At 54.5% G+C, this 16,716-nt stretch carries 18 protein-coding genes; 3 read left to right on the top strand and 15 right to left on the bottom strand.

Annotated elements, in window-relative coordinates:
• Positions 1–44: 44 nt before the first annotated feature.
• From pncC to mltB, 4 genes are all read right to left on the bottom strand, one after another.
• Positions 45–539: a nicotinamide-nucleotide amidase gene (gene pncC, locus FBY13_RS14825; RefSeq protein WP_096011726.1), complete on the bottom strand. Its 495-nt coding sequence runs from the start codon at positions 537–539 to the stop codon at positions 45–47.
• Between the two features lie 102 nt (positions 540–641).
• Entirely contained in the window at positions 642–1,418 is a 777-nt protein-coding gene (gene tam / locus FBY13_RS14820; RefSeq protein ID WP_063880721.1) for a trans-aconitate 2-methyltransferase, read from the bottom strand.
• Between the two features lie 191 nt (positions 1,419–1,609).
• Positions 1,610–1,945, bottom strand: a complete 336-nt coding sequence (locus FBY13_RS14815) for a zinc ribbon domain-containing protein YjdM (RefSeq protein WP_063881238.1) — start codon at positions 1,943–1,945, stop codon at positions 1,610–1,612.
• A 75-nt stretch (positions 1,946–2,020) separates the two neighbouring features.
• A complete protein-coding gene (gene mltB, locus FBY13_RS14810; RefSeq protein ID WP_096011727.1) occupies positions 2,021–3,103 on the bottom strand; it encodes a lytic murein transglycosylase B in 1,083 nt (360 codons plus the stop codon).
• Between the two features lie 342 nt (positions 3,104–3,445).
• Between mltB and mutS the strand changes: the two genes are divergently transcribed.
• The 3 genes from mutS to FBY13_RS14795 all read left to right on the top strand — a co-directional run bounded on the left by mutS (position 3,446) and on the right by FBY13_RS14795 (position 7,485).
• Positions 3,446–6,007: a DNA mismatch repair protein MutS gene (gene mutS / locus FBY13_RS14805; RefSeq protein WP_063880723.1), complete on the top strand. Its 2,562-nt coding sequence runs from the start codon at positions 3,446–3,448 to the stop codon at positions 6,005–6,007.
• Between the two features lie 218 nt (positions 6,008–6,225).
• Positions 6,226–6,702, top strand: a complete 477-nt coding sequence (locus FBY13_RS14800; RefSeq protein WP_145394521.1) for a helix-turn-helix domain-containing protein — start codon at positions 6,226–6,228, stop codon at positions 6,700–6,702.
• Between the two features lie 42 nt (positions 6,703–6,744).
• Positions 6,745–7,485, top strand: coding sequence for a 2-phosphosulfolactate phosphatase (locus FBY13_RS14795; protein ID WP_145394520.1), 741 nt, complete (start codon positions 6,745–6,747; stop codon positions 7,483–7,485).
• A gap of 73 nt (positions 7,486–7,558) precedes the next feature.
• Here the strand turns inward: FBY13_RS14795 and rpoS are convergent, their stop codons facing one another.
• The 11 genes from rpoS to cysN form a co-directional block, all read right to left on the bottom strand.
• Entirely contained in the window at positions 7,559–8,551 is a 993-nt protein-coding gene (rpoS, locus tag FBY13_RS14790) for an RNA polymerase sigma factor RpoS (RefSeq protein ID WP_013026913.1), read from the bottom strand.
• A 52-nt stretch (positions 8,552–8,603) separates the two neighbouring features.
• On the bottom strand, positions 8,604–9,740 hold the full coding sequence (nlpD, locus tag FBY13_RS14785) for a murein hydrolase activator NlpD (protein WP_063880727.1): 1,137 nt from the start codon (positions 9,738–9,740) through the stop codon (positions 8,604–8,606).
• A gap of 165 nt (positions 9,741–9,905) precedes the next feature.
• Positions 9,906–10,532, bottom strand: a complete 627-nt coding sequence (locus FBY13_RS14780) for a protein-L-isoaspartate(D-aspartate) O-methyltransferase (protein WP_145394519.1) — start codon at positions 10,530–10,532, stop codon at positions 9,906–9,908.
• The gene (gene surE / locus FBY13_RS14775; protein ID WP_063880729.1) at positions 10,526–11,287 is read right to left on the bottom strand and encodes a 5'/3'-nucleotidase SurE; all 762 of its coding nucleotides are present in this window, start codon (positions 11,285–11,287) and stop codon (positions 10,526–10,528) included. The genes FBY13_RS14780 and surE overlap by 7 nt, the downstream gene beginning before the upstream one ends.
• A 284-nt stretch (positions 11,288–11,571) precedes the next feature.
• Positions 11,572–12,612, bottom strand: a complete 1,041-nt coding sequence (truD, locus tag FBY13_RS14770; protein ID WP_063880730.1) for a tRNA pseudouridine(13) synthase TruD — start codon at positions 12,610–12,612, stop codon at positions 11,572–11,574.
• Complete coding sequence (gene ispF / locus FBY13_RS14765; protein ID WP_063881240.1) at positions 12,609–13,091, bottom strand: 2-C-methyl-D-erythritol 2,4-cyclodiphosphate synthase; 483 nt, start codon at positions 13,089–13,091, stop codon at positions 12,609–12,611. The genes truD and ispF overlap by 4 nt, the downstream gene beginning before the upstream one ends.
• On the bottom strand, positions 13,091–13,807 hold the full coding sequence (ispD, locus tag FBY13_RS14760; RefSeq protein WP_096011731.1) for a 2-C-methyl-D-erythritol 4-phosphate cytidylyltransferase: 717 nt from the start codon (positions 13,805–13,807) through the stop codon (positions 13,091–13,093). The genes ispF and ispD overlap by 1 nt, the downstream gene beginning before the upstream one ends.
• A 3-nt stretch (positions 13,808–13,810) precedes the next feature.
• Positions 13,811–14,128, bottom strand: a complete 318-nt coding sequence (ftsB, locus tag FBY13_RS14755; protein ID WP_063881239.1) for a cell division protein FtsB — start codon at positions 14,126–14,128, stop codon at positions 13,811–13,813.
• A 168-nt stretch (positions 14,129–14,296) separates the two neighbouring features.
• On the bottom strand, positions 14,297–14,617 hold the full coding sequence (locus FBY13_RS14750) for a DUF3561 family protein (protein ID WP_063880732.1): 321 nt from the start codon (positions 14,615–14,617) through the stop codon (positions 14,297–14,299).
• 55 nt (positions 14,618–14,672) lie between these two features.
• Complete coding sequence (cysC, locus tag FBY13_RS14745) at positions 14,673–15,278, bottom strand: adenylyl-sulfate kinase (protein WP_063880733.1); 606 nt, start codon at positions 15,276–15,278, stop codon at positions 14,673–14,675.
• Positions 15,278–16,705, bottom strand: coding sequence for a sulfate adenylyltransferase subunit CysN (gene cysN / locus FBY13_RS14740; RefSeq protein ID WP_063880734.1), 1,428 nt, complete (start codon positions 16,703–16,705; stop codon positions 15,278–15,280). Before cysN ends, cysC begins: the two co-directional genes overlap by 1 nt.
• Positions 16,706–16,716 lie beyond the last annotated feature (11 nt).

The following is a 16,716-nucleotide window of genomic DNA, read 5'->3' as shown; positions in this document are numbered from 1 at the left end:
TTCTGTTGCGAGTAATTATACTGTATAGTCATACAGTATCAAGTTTAATTTTTCAGAAATTGACTGGATAACGTTTGTAGCGCCCAGCCAACAGACTGACGGCGCACGGCATCACGATCGCCGTCAAACTGCTGACGAAAAGCCATGACAACACCACCCGGTGCCGCAAAGCCAAACCAGACCGTCCCTACCGGTTTATCTTCACTGCCGCCGTCCGGACCGGCAATGCCGCTGACGGAAATGGCATAATCAGCACGTGCCCGCTGCTGGGCTCCCTGCGCCATTTCACGCACCACCGCCTCGCTGACGGCACCGTATTCCGTGAGCGACGCGGCACTGACGCCAACCAGCTCCTGCTTGGCGTCATTACTGTAAGTGACAAAGCCCCGCTCAAACCAGGCCGAGCTCCCGCTCACGTCAGTAAACACTTTCGCTATCCAGCCGCCGGTGCAAGATTCTGCACAGGTTACCGTGGCGTTACGCTGCTTAAGCGCTTCACCTATCTGCGCACTCAGCGCCTGCAACTGCTGGTCATTCATTTTTTTGCTCCCTGTCGCCGTTGACTGAACATGGTGCAATCCTCGCTCTTTTTCAAGCGCTCAGGGCCAGCCAGTGAAGAAATTGCGGTTTACTGTCCAGTTTTAGCCTGTACGCGTCGCCACCATAAACAGTCGTGGGAAAGCCAGCAGCACCCTGCCGTCCTGGCGCGCCGGATAGGCGGTAATCAGGCACTGGTGATAGGCCGCCAGAAACTGTTCCTGTTCAGATACGTCAAGAGGCGCAAGAAACGGACGCAACCCGGTGGCCTTCAGCCAGTGGATAATTGCCTGCGCATCGTCCATAACGTGGTAATAGGTGGTTCGCCAGATATCCACGGCACATCCCGCCTTCGCCAGCACATCATAATAGTGCTCTGTTGAGGGTAATCTTTTGCGTTCTGCAGCCTGTGCGCTGATCTTCTCGCGCCAGGGCCCGGCTGTTGCCACCTCACGCATTAACTGATGTGAAGGTTCATCCAGATTATCCGGCATCTGAATCGCTAACGCGCCCGACGGTGCCAGTTGGTTAACTAACTGCGGTAACAGTGCGGGATGATCGCCAAGCCACTGCAGAGAAGCATTGGCATAAATCACCTGCTGCGGGATGTCGGTTTTCCAACTGCCTATGTCCGCCTGAATAAACTGGCACTGGGGCAAGCGCTCACGCGCCTGCGCTAACATGGCGGTTGAACTATCAAGGCCGATAACCTGCGCCTGCGGCCAGGCATCGTAAAGCAGTTCGGTGCTGTTTCCGGGGCCACAGCCCAGATCGGTGACAAACCGGACATCTTCAACCTTAATTCTCGCCAGTAATTCATGGGCGGGCCGTGTCCTTTCCGCCTCAAATTTACGATACAACGCCGGATCCCAGTCTTGCATAGTGCGTCTCCTCTTGATGGCTGCCGATTCACAGAAGATGAGACGCGTAAATACCGATAAAGTGCCCAGCCGGACAGGAAAATGCGTGGAAAAACACGGCAGGCCGAAAGAAGAGAGTCAGCGGTTTAAAAGCAGATGAGCCCGAACAGGCTGGCGGGAATAAGATCGGGCGCAGCCTGCGCCCGGCAGAATCAGTTCTTTTTCACAAACTCAGATTTGAGCTTCATCGGGCCAAATCCATCAATCTTGCAATCAATGTTGTGATCACCTTCGACCAGGCGGATGCTCTTGACGCGGGTACCAATCTTGAGCACAGAAGAGCTGCCTTTGACCTTCAGATCCTTAACCACCGTCACGCTATCGCCATCGGCAAGTAAATTGCCATTGGCATCACGAACGACCCTATCCTGGCCGCTGTCGTCACCGTCAGCCTGCGTCCAGATATGACCGCACGACGGGCAGTTAAGATTTTCAGCATCTTGCCAGGTGTAATCAGCATGGCAAACGGGGCAAGCAGGTAACGACATAACGGCTCCAGAAAATAAAGGCGGCACTACATAAAGGGCCGCCATCATATATCCTTACAGTTGCTAAGGGTAGAATTAAAACAGCGATCCCTGGCGCGCCTTGCTGACCGCCTCACCCAGTTGCCACACCGTCATCGCGTAATGTGTGCTGTTGTTGTAACGCGTGATGGCGTAGAAGTTAGGCAGACCGTACCAGTACTGGTAGCTGGTGCCTAAATCCAGACGGAGCAGGCTGACCTCGTCATGCCCATCCAGCGATCCCTGTGGAGAAAGTCCTGATGCAGCCAGCATGCTGACGCTGTAACGGGTTTTAAAACCGTTATCAAGCATGGGCGCCTGTCCACTGGCCGGGACGGCAACATTTTCACCTGGACGCCAGCCGTTCTGCTGGAAATAGTGCGCGACACTGCCTATCGCATCGACGGGATCCCACAAGTTGATATGGCCATCACCGTTAAAATCCACCGCATAGGATTTGTAGGACGACGGCATAAACTGACCGTAGCCCATCGCGCCCGCAAAGGAGCCTTTGAGATCGAGCGGATCGTCTTTCTCATCACGCGCCATCAGCAGGAAGGTTTCCAGCTCGCCGCTGAAGTAAGCAGAACGGCGTGGATAATCAAATGAAAGCGTTGCCAGCGCATCCAGAATACGGGTTTTCCCCATGATTCGGCCCCAGCGCGTTTCGACGCCGATAATGCCGACAATAATCTCGGGTGGAACACCGTAAACCTGCTGAGCGCGCTGTAGCGCATCCTGATATTGGTTCCAGAAGGCCACGCCATTTTGCACGTTATCCGGCGTAATAAATTTATTGCGATAACGTATCCAGGCACCGTTAGGCCCACTTGGCGGTGTATACGAAGGCGCCTGACGATCCATCAAGCGCAAGACGTAGTCCAGTCGCTTTGCCTGGCCAATAATGGCATGCAGTTGCTGGCGATCGAAGCCATGCTTCGCCACCATTTTATCAATGAACTGTTCTGCGACAGGATTACTGGCGAAATCGCCAAACATTGGTTGGACGGCATGGGACGGCTCCAGCAAAAAACCGCCTTTAGGCGCAACCAGCTCAGCGGGCGGCTGCGAAGAGTGTGGCTTACTGCTACAGGCGGCAAGCAGGACAAAAAGCGGAAGGAAAGCAAGCTTAAAACGCATCAGATATCCATATAACAGGCCAGACCAGGGATTCTAATGTTAATCGTTCAGGACGAATACATACAAACGAGATCGTAAAAAAAACGCATTTTTAACGATCTGTCCGGCTGTTTTTGTGAAAGGCCTCGATGACGTTAACTCTGGTCAAAAAAAACATTCAGTCGGCGGCCAGGCTTTGCTAAGTTCAATACCCGCTGCGGTAACCCGGATGATGCAGACGCCGTAAAATGGTAATATTTCTGCATGGTCTGTACAGCACGATAGCGGCTGTATATCTCCCTCGTTAAACCCCAGCGTCAACCGTGACGGGAAAAGGAAGCGTCAACCTTGAGTAAGAATGAGATGAACAAAGCAGCACACATGGACTTGAGTACCCACACCCCAATGATGCAGCAATACTTACGCCTCAAGGCTGAGCACCCTGACATTCTGCTGTTTTATCGCATGGGTGATTTCTATGAACTGTTTTATGACGATGCCAAACGCGCCTCTCAGCTGTTAGACATTTCCTTGACCAAACGCGGTGCCTCGGCGGGTGAACCGATCCCTATGGCCGGTGTGCCGCATCACGCCGTTGAAAACTATTTGGCCCGACTGGTGCAGTTAGGTGAATCGGTCGCCATTTGTGAGCAAATCGGCGACCCTGCGCTGAGTAAAGGTCCGGTTGAGCGCAAAGTCGTGCGTATTGTTACCCCCGGCACCATCAGTGATGAAGCGCTGTTGCAGGAACGGCAAGACAACCTGCTTGCCGCAATTGTCCAGGGTGCGCGCGGCTATGGTTATGCCACGCTGGATATCAGTTCAGGGCGTTTTCGCCTGAGTGAACCCGCCGATCTGGAAACCATGGCAGCAGAACTGCAGCGGACTAATCCTGCCGAACTGCTTTATCCGGAAGATTTTTCTGAGATGTCGCTTATCGATCAGCGTCGTGGTTTGCGTCGCCGTCCACTGTGGGAATTTGAAATCGATACAGCGCGCCAGCAGCTCAACATGCAGTTTGGCACGCGGGATTTAAACGGTTTTGGCGTTGAGCAGGCCCATTTGGGGCTGCGCGCGGCGGGTTGCCTGCTGCAGTACGTTAAAGATACCCAGCGCACCAGCCTGCCCCATATCCGCTCCCTCAGCATGGAGCGTCAGCAGGACAGCATCATTATGGATGCGGCCACGCGCCGTAATCTTGAAATTACGCAAAACCTTGCGGGCGGTACAGAAAACACCCTGGCTGCCGTGCTGGATAAAACCGTCACGCCGATGGGCAGCCGGATGTTAAAGCGCTGGCTGCATATGCCCTTACGTGACAGCAGCACCATCGCGAAGCGGCAGGAATCGATTGCTGAACTGCAGCCTCTGAGCGAATCTCTACAGCCTGTATTACGTCAGGTAGGTGACTTAGAGCGTATCCTGGCACGCCTGGCGCTGCGTACCGCACGTCCGCGCGATCTGGCGCGCATGCGTCATGCTTTTCAACAGCTACCAGCGCTGAATGACCTGCTGGCCAACGTTGACGCGGCGCAGCTGAAAAACCTGCGCGCGCAGATGGGCGATTTTAGCGAACTCCGCACCCTGCTGGAGCAGTCCGTGGTCGAATCCCCGCCGGTTCTGATAAGAGACGGTGGCGTGATTGCGCCGGGTTATAACGCCGAGCTTGATGAGTGGCGGGCGCTGGCCGATGGCGCAACGGATTACCTGGATCGGCTGGAGGTGCGCGAGCGTGAAAAACTCGGTCTGGACAGTTTAAAAGTGGGCTTTAATGGCGTGCATGGCTATTACATTCAAGTCAGTCGTGGTCAAAGCCATCAGGTACCTATCCACTATGTGCGCCGTCAGACCTTAAAAAACGCCGAACGCTACATCATTCCTGAGCTGAAAGAGTACGAAGATAAAGTCCTCACCTCAAAAGGCAAAGCGCTGGCGCTGGAGAAAAGCCTGTATGAAGGCCTGTTTGATCAGTTGCTGCCGCACCTTGAAGCACTGCAGTTAAGTGCCGCTGCGCTGGCGGAACTGGATGTCTTAAGTAATCTGGCCGAACGCGCCTGGACGCTTAACTACTGTCGCCCAACGCTGCAGGATAAACCCGGCATTAAAATCACCGCTGGTCGTCATCCGGTGGTAGAGCAGGTGCTTAAAGAGCCCTTTATTGCCAACCCGCTCTCCCTGGCACCCCAGCGCCGAATGCTGATCATTACTGGCCCGAACATGGGTGGTAAAAGTACTTATATGCGTCAGGCGGCATTGATTGCCCTGATGGCATGGATCGGCAGCTTTGTACCGGCTGAAGACGTTGTCATCGGCCCGCTGGATCGCATCTTTACCCGCGTTGGCGCAGCAGATGACCTGGCATCCGGACGATCCACCTTTATGGTGGAAATGACAGAGACGGCCAATATTCTGCATAACGCGACTGAAAACAGCCTGGTACTGATGGATGAAATCGGCCGCGGCACCTCGACATACGATGGGTTATCTCTGGCCTGGGCTTGTGCAGAGAGTCTGGCTAATCGCATTAAAGCCATGACGTTATTTGCAACCCATTACTTTGAGCTGACCACCTTGCCTGAAAAGCTTGAAGGCGTCGTGAATGTCCATCTGGATGCGGTTGAACACGGGGAAACTATCGCATTCATGCACAGCGTGCAGGATGGCGCGGCCAGCAAAAGCTACGGATTGGCGGTTGCAGCGCTGGCCGGTGTACCTAAAGACGTCATCAAACGTGCACGTAATAAGCTGAAAGAGCTGGAAACGGTATCGAATCAGTCAGCCACCTCAAATATCGACGGTTCGCAACTGCCTCTGCTGGTGGAAGAAACCTCCCCCGCCATGGAAGCGCTTGAAGCCCTGGACCCGGATACGCTGACGCCACGTCAGGCTCTGGACTGGATTTATCGCCTTAAGTCGCTGGTCTGATCCCCTTCGCCCTTTCACCGGGGCGGATAAAACTCCCCCGCAGTGAATGATGTTTTTGCCAGCATGTGGTCTGCATGCTGGTTCATGGTTTAGCCTGTTGTTACCGGCGAAAGCGGTGTCATAATGCTGTCGTGTCCCTGTCGTGCGGCGGTCGTGTTCCTGACCGCACGTCCCGGCGATGCTTCTTACCGATTGTTCACTCTTTCGGAGACTGCACTATGCCTAACCTGAATAAAGTCAGAGAGTATCGTCTTGCCCGCGCCTGGTCACAGGAACAACTGGCCGAAATGGCCGGACTCAGCACCCGAACCGTGCAGCGTATTGAAAACGGTGAGCAACCCAGCCTGGAAACGCTAAGCGCGTTGGCCGCCGTCTTTGAAATCAAGGTCACCGACCTGACGGCAGAAACCCACGTAGAAAGTAGCCAGGCGCTAGATGATCACATTTCTGATGCCCGCCTGCAGCTGGCACTCGAAACCCAGTTCTTTCGCTCACTGCTCACCGCGGTCGTGGTGTGCACCATGCTGTATTGCCTCAACCGCGTTACCGAACCCGGTAGCAACTGGTCGCTCTGGGTCGCCGTCATCTGGGGAAGCGTGCTCGTGATAAGAGCGCTGCGCCTGTTTGTTTTCAAACAGTGGATCAACCGCTGGCAGCAAAAGCGCCTGCAAAAAATATTACGTAAACAGGACTAGCCCGACCGGTCAGCCCCTTTCTGACAACCTGAAGGAACACCCATGCACTGGTACAGTCAGCAGGCATATAACATCCGTCTGGAATGGGGCATTCCCGCCGTTGAGCATCTCGCCGGAGAAGTGGATGCCGTGGTGATTATTGATGTGATGTCCTTTTCTACCTGCGTCAGCCTGGCGGTTGAAAATGGCGCTCGCGTTTATCCCTATCCCTGGAAAGACCACTCAGTTACCCACTATGCGCTGTCGGTGGGGGCAATCGCGGCAAACAGTGACCGACGATTTAGTGGAGAAGGCTTCAGCCTGTCGCCCCATACCTTGCTGCATGTCCGCAAAGGTGAAAAGCTGGTGCTCCCCTCCCCTAATGGCTCCGCAGCCTGCTTCAGGGCAAGAGAATGGGACGTGCCGATCTTTACAGGCTGCTTCAGGAATCTGTCCGCAACGGCGGCTGCCTGCCGCCTGTTCGAACGTCTTCTGATTGTGCCTTGTGGTGAACGCTGGCCGGATGGCAGCCTTCGTCCCTGCATTGAAGATTATGTTGCAGCTGGCGGCATCATTGCCGCGCTGGGCCGTAGCGGACTGTCACCTGAGGCGGAAACCGCCGTCGCGGCATGGCAATATCATCAGGCAACTAACGTTGCATCGCTGCACGACTGTTCATCGGCGAAGGAGTTGATTCAGAGAGGTTTTGTGGACGATGTGACACTTTGCCTGGCGCTGGATACCGCCACACAGGCATGTTATCTCACGGGCGATTTTTTTGAGAGCAGACCGTTCTCATCTTGATGGAACGGAGAGAACAGGTAAAAAAAAAGCGATGGGGTTAGCCATCGCTTTCTGTTGACGTGCAAAGTTCTGTTTACTCACGGAACAATGCTTCAATGCTGAGGCCCTGACCTTGCAGGATTTCACGCAGACGGCGTAAACCTTCAACCTGAATCTGGCGCACACGCTCGCGAGTTAAACCGATTTCACGGCCAACATCTTCAAGCGTTGCCGCTTCATAGCCTAACAGGCCGAAACGACGAGCCAACACTTCGCGCTGCTTGGCATTCAGTTCGAACAGCCATTTAACGATACTTTGCTTCATATCGTCGTCCTGAGTGGTATCTTCTGGTCCGTTGTCTTTTTCATCGGCCAGGATATCCAACAGCGCTTTCTCGGAATCACCACCTAATGGTGTATCAACCGAGGTAATACGTTCATTGAGACGCAACATACGGCTGACGTCATCAACGGGCTTATCCAGTTGTTCTGCAATCTCTTCCGCACTCGGCTCATGGTCGAGCTTATGAGAAAGTTCACGCGCAGTACGCAGATAAACGTTCAATTCTTTAACAATGTGAATTGGCAGACGAATTGTACGGGTCTGGTTCATGATTGCCCGTTCAATGGTCTGACGAATCCACCAGGTGGCATACGTTGAGAAGCGGAATCCGCGTTCCGGATCAAACTTCTCAACGGCGCGAATCAGGCCGAGGTTACCTTCTTCAATCAGGTCCAGCAGAGCCAGACCGCGATTGCTGTAACGTCGGGCAATCTTCACCACCAGGCGTAAGTTACTTTCGATCATGCGGCGACGAGAAGGAATATCACCTCGTAATGCGCGGCGAGCAAAGAGAACTTCTTCCTCAGCCGTCAGCAATGGAGAATAGCCAATCTCCCCAAGATAGAGTTGAGTAGCATCGAGTACACGTTGCGTCGCACCCTGCGCCAGCAACTCTTCTTCAGCTACATCATTGTCGCCAGATTCATTTTCGACGAGAGCCTTCTCATCAAAAATTTCTGCTCCATTCTCTTCGAATTCCGCGTTCTCATGTAACTCGTTTACTTTCAGCGTATTCTGGCTCATTAAGTGGCTCCTACCCGTGATTCCAGGGCAGATTCCTGAGGACTCTGCCGGATTATCGCTGCGGCAAATAACGCAACGGGTTTACGGATTTCCCCTTGTAACGAATTTCAAAGTGTAATCTAACTGAACTGGTTCCGGTGCTACCCATGGTAGCGATTTTTTGCCCAGCCTTAACTTCCTGTTGTTCCCGGACCAGCATTGTATCGTTATGGGCGTAGGCACTCAGGTAATCATCATTATGTTTGATGATGATTAAATTACCATAACCGCGAAGCGCGTTGCCTGCGTACACCACCCTTCCTGAAGCAGTGGCCACGATTGGCTGTCCGCGCGAACCTGAGATATCGATCCCTTTATTGCCACCTTCTGCGGCAGAGAAGTTATCGATGATCTTCCCTTCGGTCGGCCAACGCCAGCTTCCTACAGGTGTAGAGCTGTCAGTTGTGCTGCTAACCGTCGGCGGTGCGGTAACGGCTGGAGCTGTCGTCGATGCAACATTTGCTCCCTTCGATGGCAACAATTTACTGCCATTCGAGTTACCCGAATCATCAGAATACGTAATAACAGGCTGCTGTGCAACAGGGGCCTGTTTTATTTGTGGTGCGCTGACGACACCGCTCTGCGTTGCATCTGCCGCGGTGATGGCATTGCCGCCGGTAATCGGCTGGCCTGAGCCATTGTCAACCTGCAACGTCTGCCCAACATTCAGGCTGTAAGGCGCCTGGACGTTGTTACGCTGCGCCAAATCGCGGAAGTCGTTTCCGGTAATCCAGGCAATATAGAACAGCGTATCGCCACGTTTTACGGTGTAGGTCTGACCAGAATAGCTACCTTTAGGAATATTCTGATAACTCCTGTTGTACACAATTCGGCCGTTTTCGGTTTGCACATTACTGTTACTGGCGCCCACATTACTATTACTGGTACTAATGATTCCGGAATTGTTCTGTGGCAACGGCGTGCTTCGACTTAACATTCCGCCCTGCGGTGGCACTGAGGGCACACCGCCAGCCGCTGGCGCAGTGCCAGAACTCGCCATATTACTATTATCATTAACGCTGTTACTGTCCCCGATATTGCTTATCGGAGCCTGGGTATTATCGCCTGAACTACAGCCTGCCAGCCAAAAACTCACCAGTGAAAGCGCCGCCAAACGGCGTAACTGAAAAATTGTGCTTCCCGTGCTCATTAATCCCCCGTGGTGGCAACCTTTAAAAAACTGACTTATTCGTCTCACCAGCACAATACACTGTGCGGCACGTTATACGCTGGATTTTCGTTGAATGAACCGGATAGTAGCAATATCAACTACCTGATTCCATGAAACAGTTATGAAGAAATGCTAACAGGACAATCAGGCCAGATCGCCCTGAACTAATGGGACGAAACGGACCGGCTCAATGGTTTCTTCTGTAATCTCACTACCACGGCGGCGCAGACGCTTTAAGACCTGCTGCTCCTCGCCGACGGGCAGCACCATAATGCCGCCCTCAGCGAGCTGTGCTATCAGCGCAATCGGAATCTCAGGCGGTGCAGCAGTGACAATAATCGCATCAAAAGGTCCACGAGCCGGCCAGCCCTGCCAGCCATCACCGTGTCGGGTGGACACATTATGCAAATCAAGCTGTTTCAGACGACGTTTGGCCTGCCACTGAAGGCCTTTGATGCGTTCTACCGAGTAAACATGTTCGACCAGATGAGCGAGAATGGCGGTCTGATAACCGGAGCCGGTGCCAATCTCCAGCACGCGTGAGCGCTCGTTGAGTTCCAGCAACGCGGTCATACGCGCGACCATATAGGGCTGAGAGATGGTTTGCCCGGACCCAATCGGCAGCGCCATATTGTCCCAGGCTTTATGTTCGAAGGCTTCATCAATAAAGCGTTCGCGCGGCACATCGGCAATCGCCTTTAACAGGTGTTCATCTTCAATGCCCTGTTGACGCAGCTGTGACAGCAATGTCTCGATACGCCGACTCACCATGCCAGATTTACCTCAGCTTTATCGAGCCAACTGCTGAGAACGTCCTGCGCATTGTGAGCAGTAAGATCAACGTGGAGAGCGGTCACTGACACATAGCCTTCATCCACCGCGGCAAAGTCCGTGTCGGGGCCGGCATCCAGTTTTTCACCGGGCGGGCCAATCCAGTAGAGGGGATTACCGCGTGGATCGGTCTGTGCAATCACCTGATCGGCGGGATGACGGCTGCCGCAGCGCGTCACGCGAATCCCTTTTATTTCCGCCAACGGCAGGTCAGGCACGTTGATATTCAGTATACGTCCGGTGCGCAAGGGCTGTTGCGTCAGCGCTTTAAGAATCGCACAGGTTACCGCCGCGGCGGTGGCGTAGTGCTGATGACCATGTAGCGATACCGCCACGGCAGGTAATCCAAGATGACGGCCTTCCATTGCGGCCGCCACCGTACCGGAATAGATGACATCATCCCCCAGATTGGGGCCAGCATTAATGCCCGACACCACAATGTCTGGCCGGGGTTGCATCAGCGCGTTCACACCCAAATAGACACAATCGGTGGGCGTGCCCATCTGCACCGCGATATCCCCATTTTCATGGGTAAAAGTGCGCAATGGGGTTTCCAGCGTCAATGAGTTAGAGGCACCGCTGCGATTGCGATCCGGTGCCACGACCTGCACCTCGGCAAATTGACGCAAAGCCTTTGCCAGCGTCTGAATACCAGGCGCATGGATACCATCATCGTTGCTGAGCAATATCCGCATTTAATTCTGACCTTTTCTGTTCAACCGGGCCGCCGTTATATGGACCTGTTTTGAGGCATGGCAACAAGTTAAGAGTGGACAGCGACTGTTGCATTCTAGCGGTGAGCGAGAGGAAGTGGTAGGCGAAAATAAACGAGTGGGCAGGAAAAGGGCAGGTACTTGCCGATATCGAAACGATTCAGGGCGACGACATGCACAGATGAGGCAGCCAACGGGCCGGGGAAAACCATCAGAAGCAGGCCATGCGGCTTCCCCTGTGGTGAGGGACAGGGGGAAGCAGCGGCTTATTCGTCAAGCATTTCAAGAGACTCGGTGCTGTTTAACAGCTCTCTGACGACACTGGTGGCAAAGCTGCCTGCGGGCAGCCAAAATTGCATCTCCAGCGTGGCATCATCCTGCCAGCACCAGCGCAGGTCGCGTGGCACAACCAGCATGGCACGCCGCCCGGCATCTACGCGCTCGCGCTCAAGCAGACCTCGCAGCTCGCCGGCATCGGCCAGGCACTGCTGCTCAAACGCCAGCGCATCGGCCTGCGGGCCGGGATCGCCCTGCCCCGGTAACGGGGCCGTAATACGAAGCGCATGCTGATTCACCCGCGCCTGCAGCTCAGCCAGCTCTTCCGGCTGTGCGACGAACCAACTGCCACGACCAGCTAGTTGCAGAGCATCCCCGTTCATCACCTGAGTCAGCCCACCCTGCTGCTGCAAACGCATGCTGGTGACCTGATTAAACAACGCACTGCGCGCTGCAGAAAGCATCAGGCCGCGCTTGTTGCGATCGCGAATCTGAATCTCGTTGCGCGCCAGCCTGACCGCCGTCACCAGGTTGTTGCCATTGCGACCAAAGCGTTGTTCGCCAAAATAGTTGGGTACGCCGCTGTCGCGAAGGCGCACCAGGCGCGCGTCTGTTTCCTCGCGATGGCTGACCTGGCGAATCACCAGCCGGAAGGCGTTTCCCGCCAGCGCGCCAATGCGAAGCTTGCGTTTATGACGCACGACCTCAAGGATTTCCACGCCTTCCAGCGCAAAACCCGCCAGCACAGGCATGGCATTGCCGGGAACGCGAAAGCACAGCGTCTGTTCGGTGACCGCATGACGATCTTTCATACCTGCATAGCTCAGATCGCGAACGTTCACTTTCATAAACTTCGCCAACGCTTCGGCAACAAAACGGGTGTTAGCACCGCTTTTGCGGATACGCACCAGCACATGTTCACCGTCGCCATCAGGCTGATAGCCCAAATCCTCTACGACCACGAAATCGTCCGCTGTCGCTTTGATCACGCCCGTCGCTGTAGGCTTGCCATAAAGGTAATGCAGCGTCATGCCGGTTCCGCTTTCAGCAGTAGCGCGACCGCTTCACAGGCAATGCCTTCACCCCGACCGGTAAAACCCAGTTTCTCCGTGGTGGTGGCTTTGACGTTGACCTGGTCCATATGGCAACCCAGATCTTCGGCAATATTAATGCGCATTTGCGGTACGTGCGGCAGCATCTTAGGTGCCTGGGCAATCAGGGTGACGTCGACATTGCCAATACAGTAGCCTTTGGCCTCAATACGGCGCCAGGCTTCCCGCAGCAGTCCGCGACTGTCCGCGCCTTTAAACGCCGGATCGGTATCCGGAAACAGCTTACCAATGTCGCCCATGGCCACCGCGCCCAACAGTGCATCGGTGAGGGCATGCAGCGCTACATCGCCATCAGAATGGGCGATAAAACCATACTCAAATGGGATTCGCACACCGCCAATCACCAGCGGACCTTCTCCACCGAAGGCGTGAACGTCAAAACCGTGACCGATACGCATCATGTGCTCTCCTTTGACTGAATCTGACTAAGATAAAAAGCCGCCAGGGCTAAGTCTTCCGGGCGGGTAACTTTGATGTTATCGCTACGACCTGTTACCAGCTCAGGATGGTAGCCACAGTACTCCAGCGCGGAGGCTTCATCGGTGATAGTCGCCCCTTCGTGTAGGGCTCGCGTCAGGCTGGCGGTAAGTAAGGCACGGGGAAAGAACTGGGGCGTTAACGCGTGCCACAGGTTGTCGCGATCGACAGTGTGCGCAATCGCCGCCTTACCGGGTTCCCCGCGTTTCATGGTGTCACAGACCGGGGCAGCCAGAATGCCGCCCGTTTTGCTGGTCTCCCGTAACCGCAGCAGGCGCTGTAAGTCATCAGGATGCAGGCAAGGTCGCGCAGCATCATGGACCAGCACCCAGCCGGCACCTTGCGCAGCCTGAAGGCCAGCCAGTACCGATTCAGCACGCGTATCGCCCCCGGTCACGCGAATCACGCGCGGATCGCTTGCCAGAGGCAAAGTGGCAAAATGCCGATCGTCAGGGCTTAAGGCGACAATAACCTGCGTGACAGCAGGATGGGAAAACAGGCGGGCAATGCTGTGTTCCAGAAGTGTGTGCTGACCAATCGTCAGATACTGTTTCGGACAGGTTGCCTGCATGCGGCTGCCGATACCGGCAGCGGGCACAACGGCAATCACATCCGCAGAGTGGGACTGATTGTTCATGTTTTATCGTTGTTGGTTTTGCGCAGCTTGTTGCGCGTTGCGTTTGTTCTGGTCAGGTACCAGACGATAGAAGGTTTCACCCGGCTTAATCATGCCTAATTCGCTGCGTGCGCGTTCCTCAATCGCTTCAGAGCCGCCATTGAGATCGTCAATTTCAGCAAAGAGTTGATCGTTACGCATTTTCAATTTGGCGTTATTCGCCTTTTGTACCGCAACGTCGTCGTCGACGCGCGAAAAGTCATGGATGCCATTCTTACCCAGCCACAATGAATATTGCAGCCAACCTAACAGCACCAACAGCAGTAACGTCAGTTTTCCCATCCCGCCCCCTAAAAACGGCCCAATCATCCCATAACTTTACTCAGGACTCCACACTGGCAGTAAAAATGCCGTGTAATGCCGTTCACGCAGACAAAAAAGGGAAGAAAAGATCGGGCGCAACGCAGGAAAACTTTTGTAACCTGCTGCTGCGTTTAGACATCAGTCTGGCTACCAGCGAGACAGAAACAGGAACAGTAACCAGAACTGACAAGCGACGGCAACGACGCATATCAGAGAGGTCCAGAGCAACTGCCCACGCAGCCATGTATTCAATACCATGCCTGTCAGGACAGAAACCGGAAACAGCGCCAGGAAAAATGGCCAGGTGTAGAGAAAGAAAAACAGGGTGCTTGAGCCGTACAACAGGAAAGGTATGGCAAGCGCACACCAGTAACATACAAAGCCAATGACCCCGCCCGGAAGGACAGAGCGAGGCTCATCTGGTGTGCCGTGGTCTTTGCGTGCCAGCATGGGAGTAATATTCTGCATAAATATCCTGTCAACGCGAAGGCGGCAAAACGAAAGGCGCTTTGCCGCTGTCTGTTCAGGAACTGATAATATCGCGCTGACGCAGCAGATCTAACAATTGGGCCGTCAGTTTTGTAACCAATTGTTCCCCATTAAGCGAGATTTCTGGCTGGTCCGGCGCTTCATAAACGCTATCTATACCGGTGAAGTTTTGTAGTTCACCTGCCCGGGCCTTTTTGTATAACCCTTTAGGATCTCGCGCTTCACAGACCGCCAGCGGCGTATCAACGTAAACCTCGATAAACCGGCCGCTGTCCAGCAGGTCGCGCACCATTTGGCGCTCGGCACGATGAGGCGAGATAAACGCGGTAAGGACCACTAAACCCGCATCCACCATCAGTTTAGCCACCTCACCAACACGGCGGATATTCTCTTTGCGGTGCTCATCGCTAAAGCCCAGGTCGCGACACAGTCCGTGACGAACATTATCCCCGTCCAGCAGATAGGTGCTGACACCGAGGCGGTGAAGCGCCTGTTCCAGCGCCCCCGCTACGGTCGATTTCCCTGACCCCGACAGGCCGGTAAACCACAGCACCACGCCCTGATGGCCGTGCTGCTGTTCACGCGCCTGGCGCGTCACCGGATGGTCATGCCACACGACGTTTTCATCATGCTGGGCCATTACTGACCGCCCAAAAGATCGCGCGCATTCCAGTGTGGGAAGTGGCGACGCACCAGCGCATTAAGTTCAAGTTCGAACGCGCTGAATTCGCCGTTTTGCTGCGGCCGATCGCTCAGTGGCTCATTGATCAGCCCGGCACCCACGGTAACGTTACTGAGGCGATCGATAATGATCATGCCGCCGGTCACGGGGTTTTGCTGATAGCTGTCGAGCACCAGCGGTTCGTCAAACGTAAACTCAGCCAGACCAATCCCGTTCAGTGGCAGGCTGTCCACCTGGCGTTTCTCCAGTGAATTAATCTCAACCTGATGAATGACCTTTTCTACTCGCCCACGGGCTTTCTTGCCGGCAATTTTAACATCGTAGCTCTGACCGGCCTGAAGCGGCTGCTCAGCCATCCAGACGACATCCACTGTGGCGGACTGAACGGCACGCAGCTCGGCGCTGGCGTCCACTAACAGATCGCCACGACTGATATCAATTTCGTCGTTCAGGACAAGAGTAATGGCTTCTCCGGCACCGGCTTCCTGTAGATCGCCGTCAAAGGTTACGATGCGGGCGATGGTGGATTCGACGCCAGAAGGCAGCACTTTAACCTGTTGCCCCACTTTCACCACACCGGATGCCAGCGTACCGGCATAACCCCGGAAATCGAGATTAGGGCGATTCACATACTGCACCGGGAAGCGCATCGGTTGGTTAGCCACCACCGCGTTTAACTCCACGGTTTCCAGCACATCAAGCAACGTCGGACCGCTGTACCATGGCATGCTCTGGCTCTGCGACGCGACGTTTTCGCCTTCCAGCGCCGACATCGGCACAAAGCGAATATCCAGGTCTTCAGGCAATTGCCCGGCAAAGTCGAGGTAATCCTGCTTGATCTGCTCATACACAGCCTGCTGATAATCCACCAGGTCCATTTTATTGATTGCCACGACCAGGTGTTTAATCCCCAGCAGCGTCGAAATAAAACTGTGTCGACGCGTCTGATCCAGCACGCCTTTACGGGCATCAATTAACAGGATCGCCAGATCACAGGTCGATGCGCCCGTGGCCATATTTCGGGTGTACTGCTCGTGCCCCGGCGTGTCGGCAATAATGAACTTACGCTTTTCGGTAGAGAAATAGCGGTAAGCCACATCGATGGTAATGCCCTGCTCGCGCTCGGCCTGTAAACCATCGACCAGCAGTGCCAGATCCAGTTTCTCGCCCTGCGTACCATGGCGTTTGCTGTCGCTCTGTAACGAAGACAGCTGATCTTCATAAATCTGGCGGGTGTCATGCAGCAGGCGGCCAATCAGCGTACTTTTGCCGTCATCCACGCTGCCGCAGGTCAGAAAACGCAGCAGGCTTTTATGTTGTTGTGCGGTCAGCCAGGCTTCAACGCCGCCCTGTTCGGCAATCTGTTGTGCAATTACGGTATTCATCTGGCGTCTCC

The sequence above is a fragment of the Pantoea sp. SJZ147 genome, assembly GCF_007828605.1.
In the GTDB taxonomy this organism is placed as follows: Bacteria; Pseudomonadota; Gammaproteobacteria; order Enterobacterales; family Enterobacteriaceae; genus Pantoea; species Pantoea allii.
The sequence above is the reverse complement of the archived record's forward strand: the minus strand, read 5'-3'. Positions and strand labels throughout refer to the sequence as shown.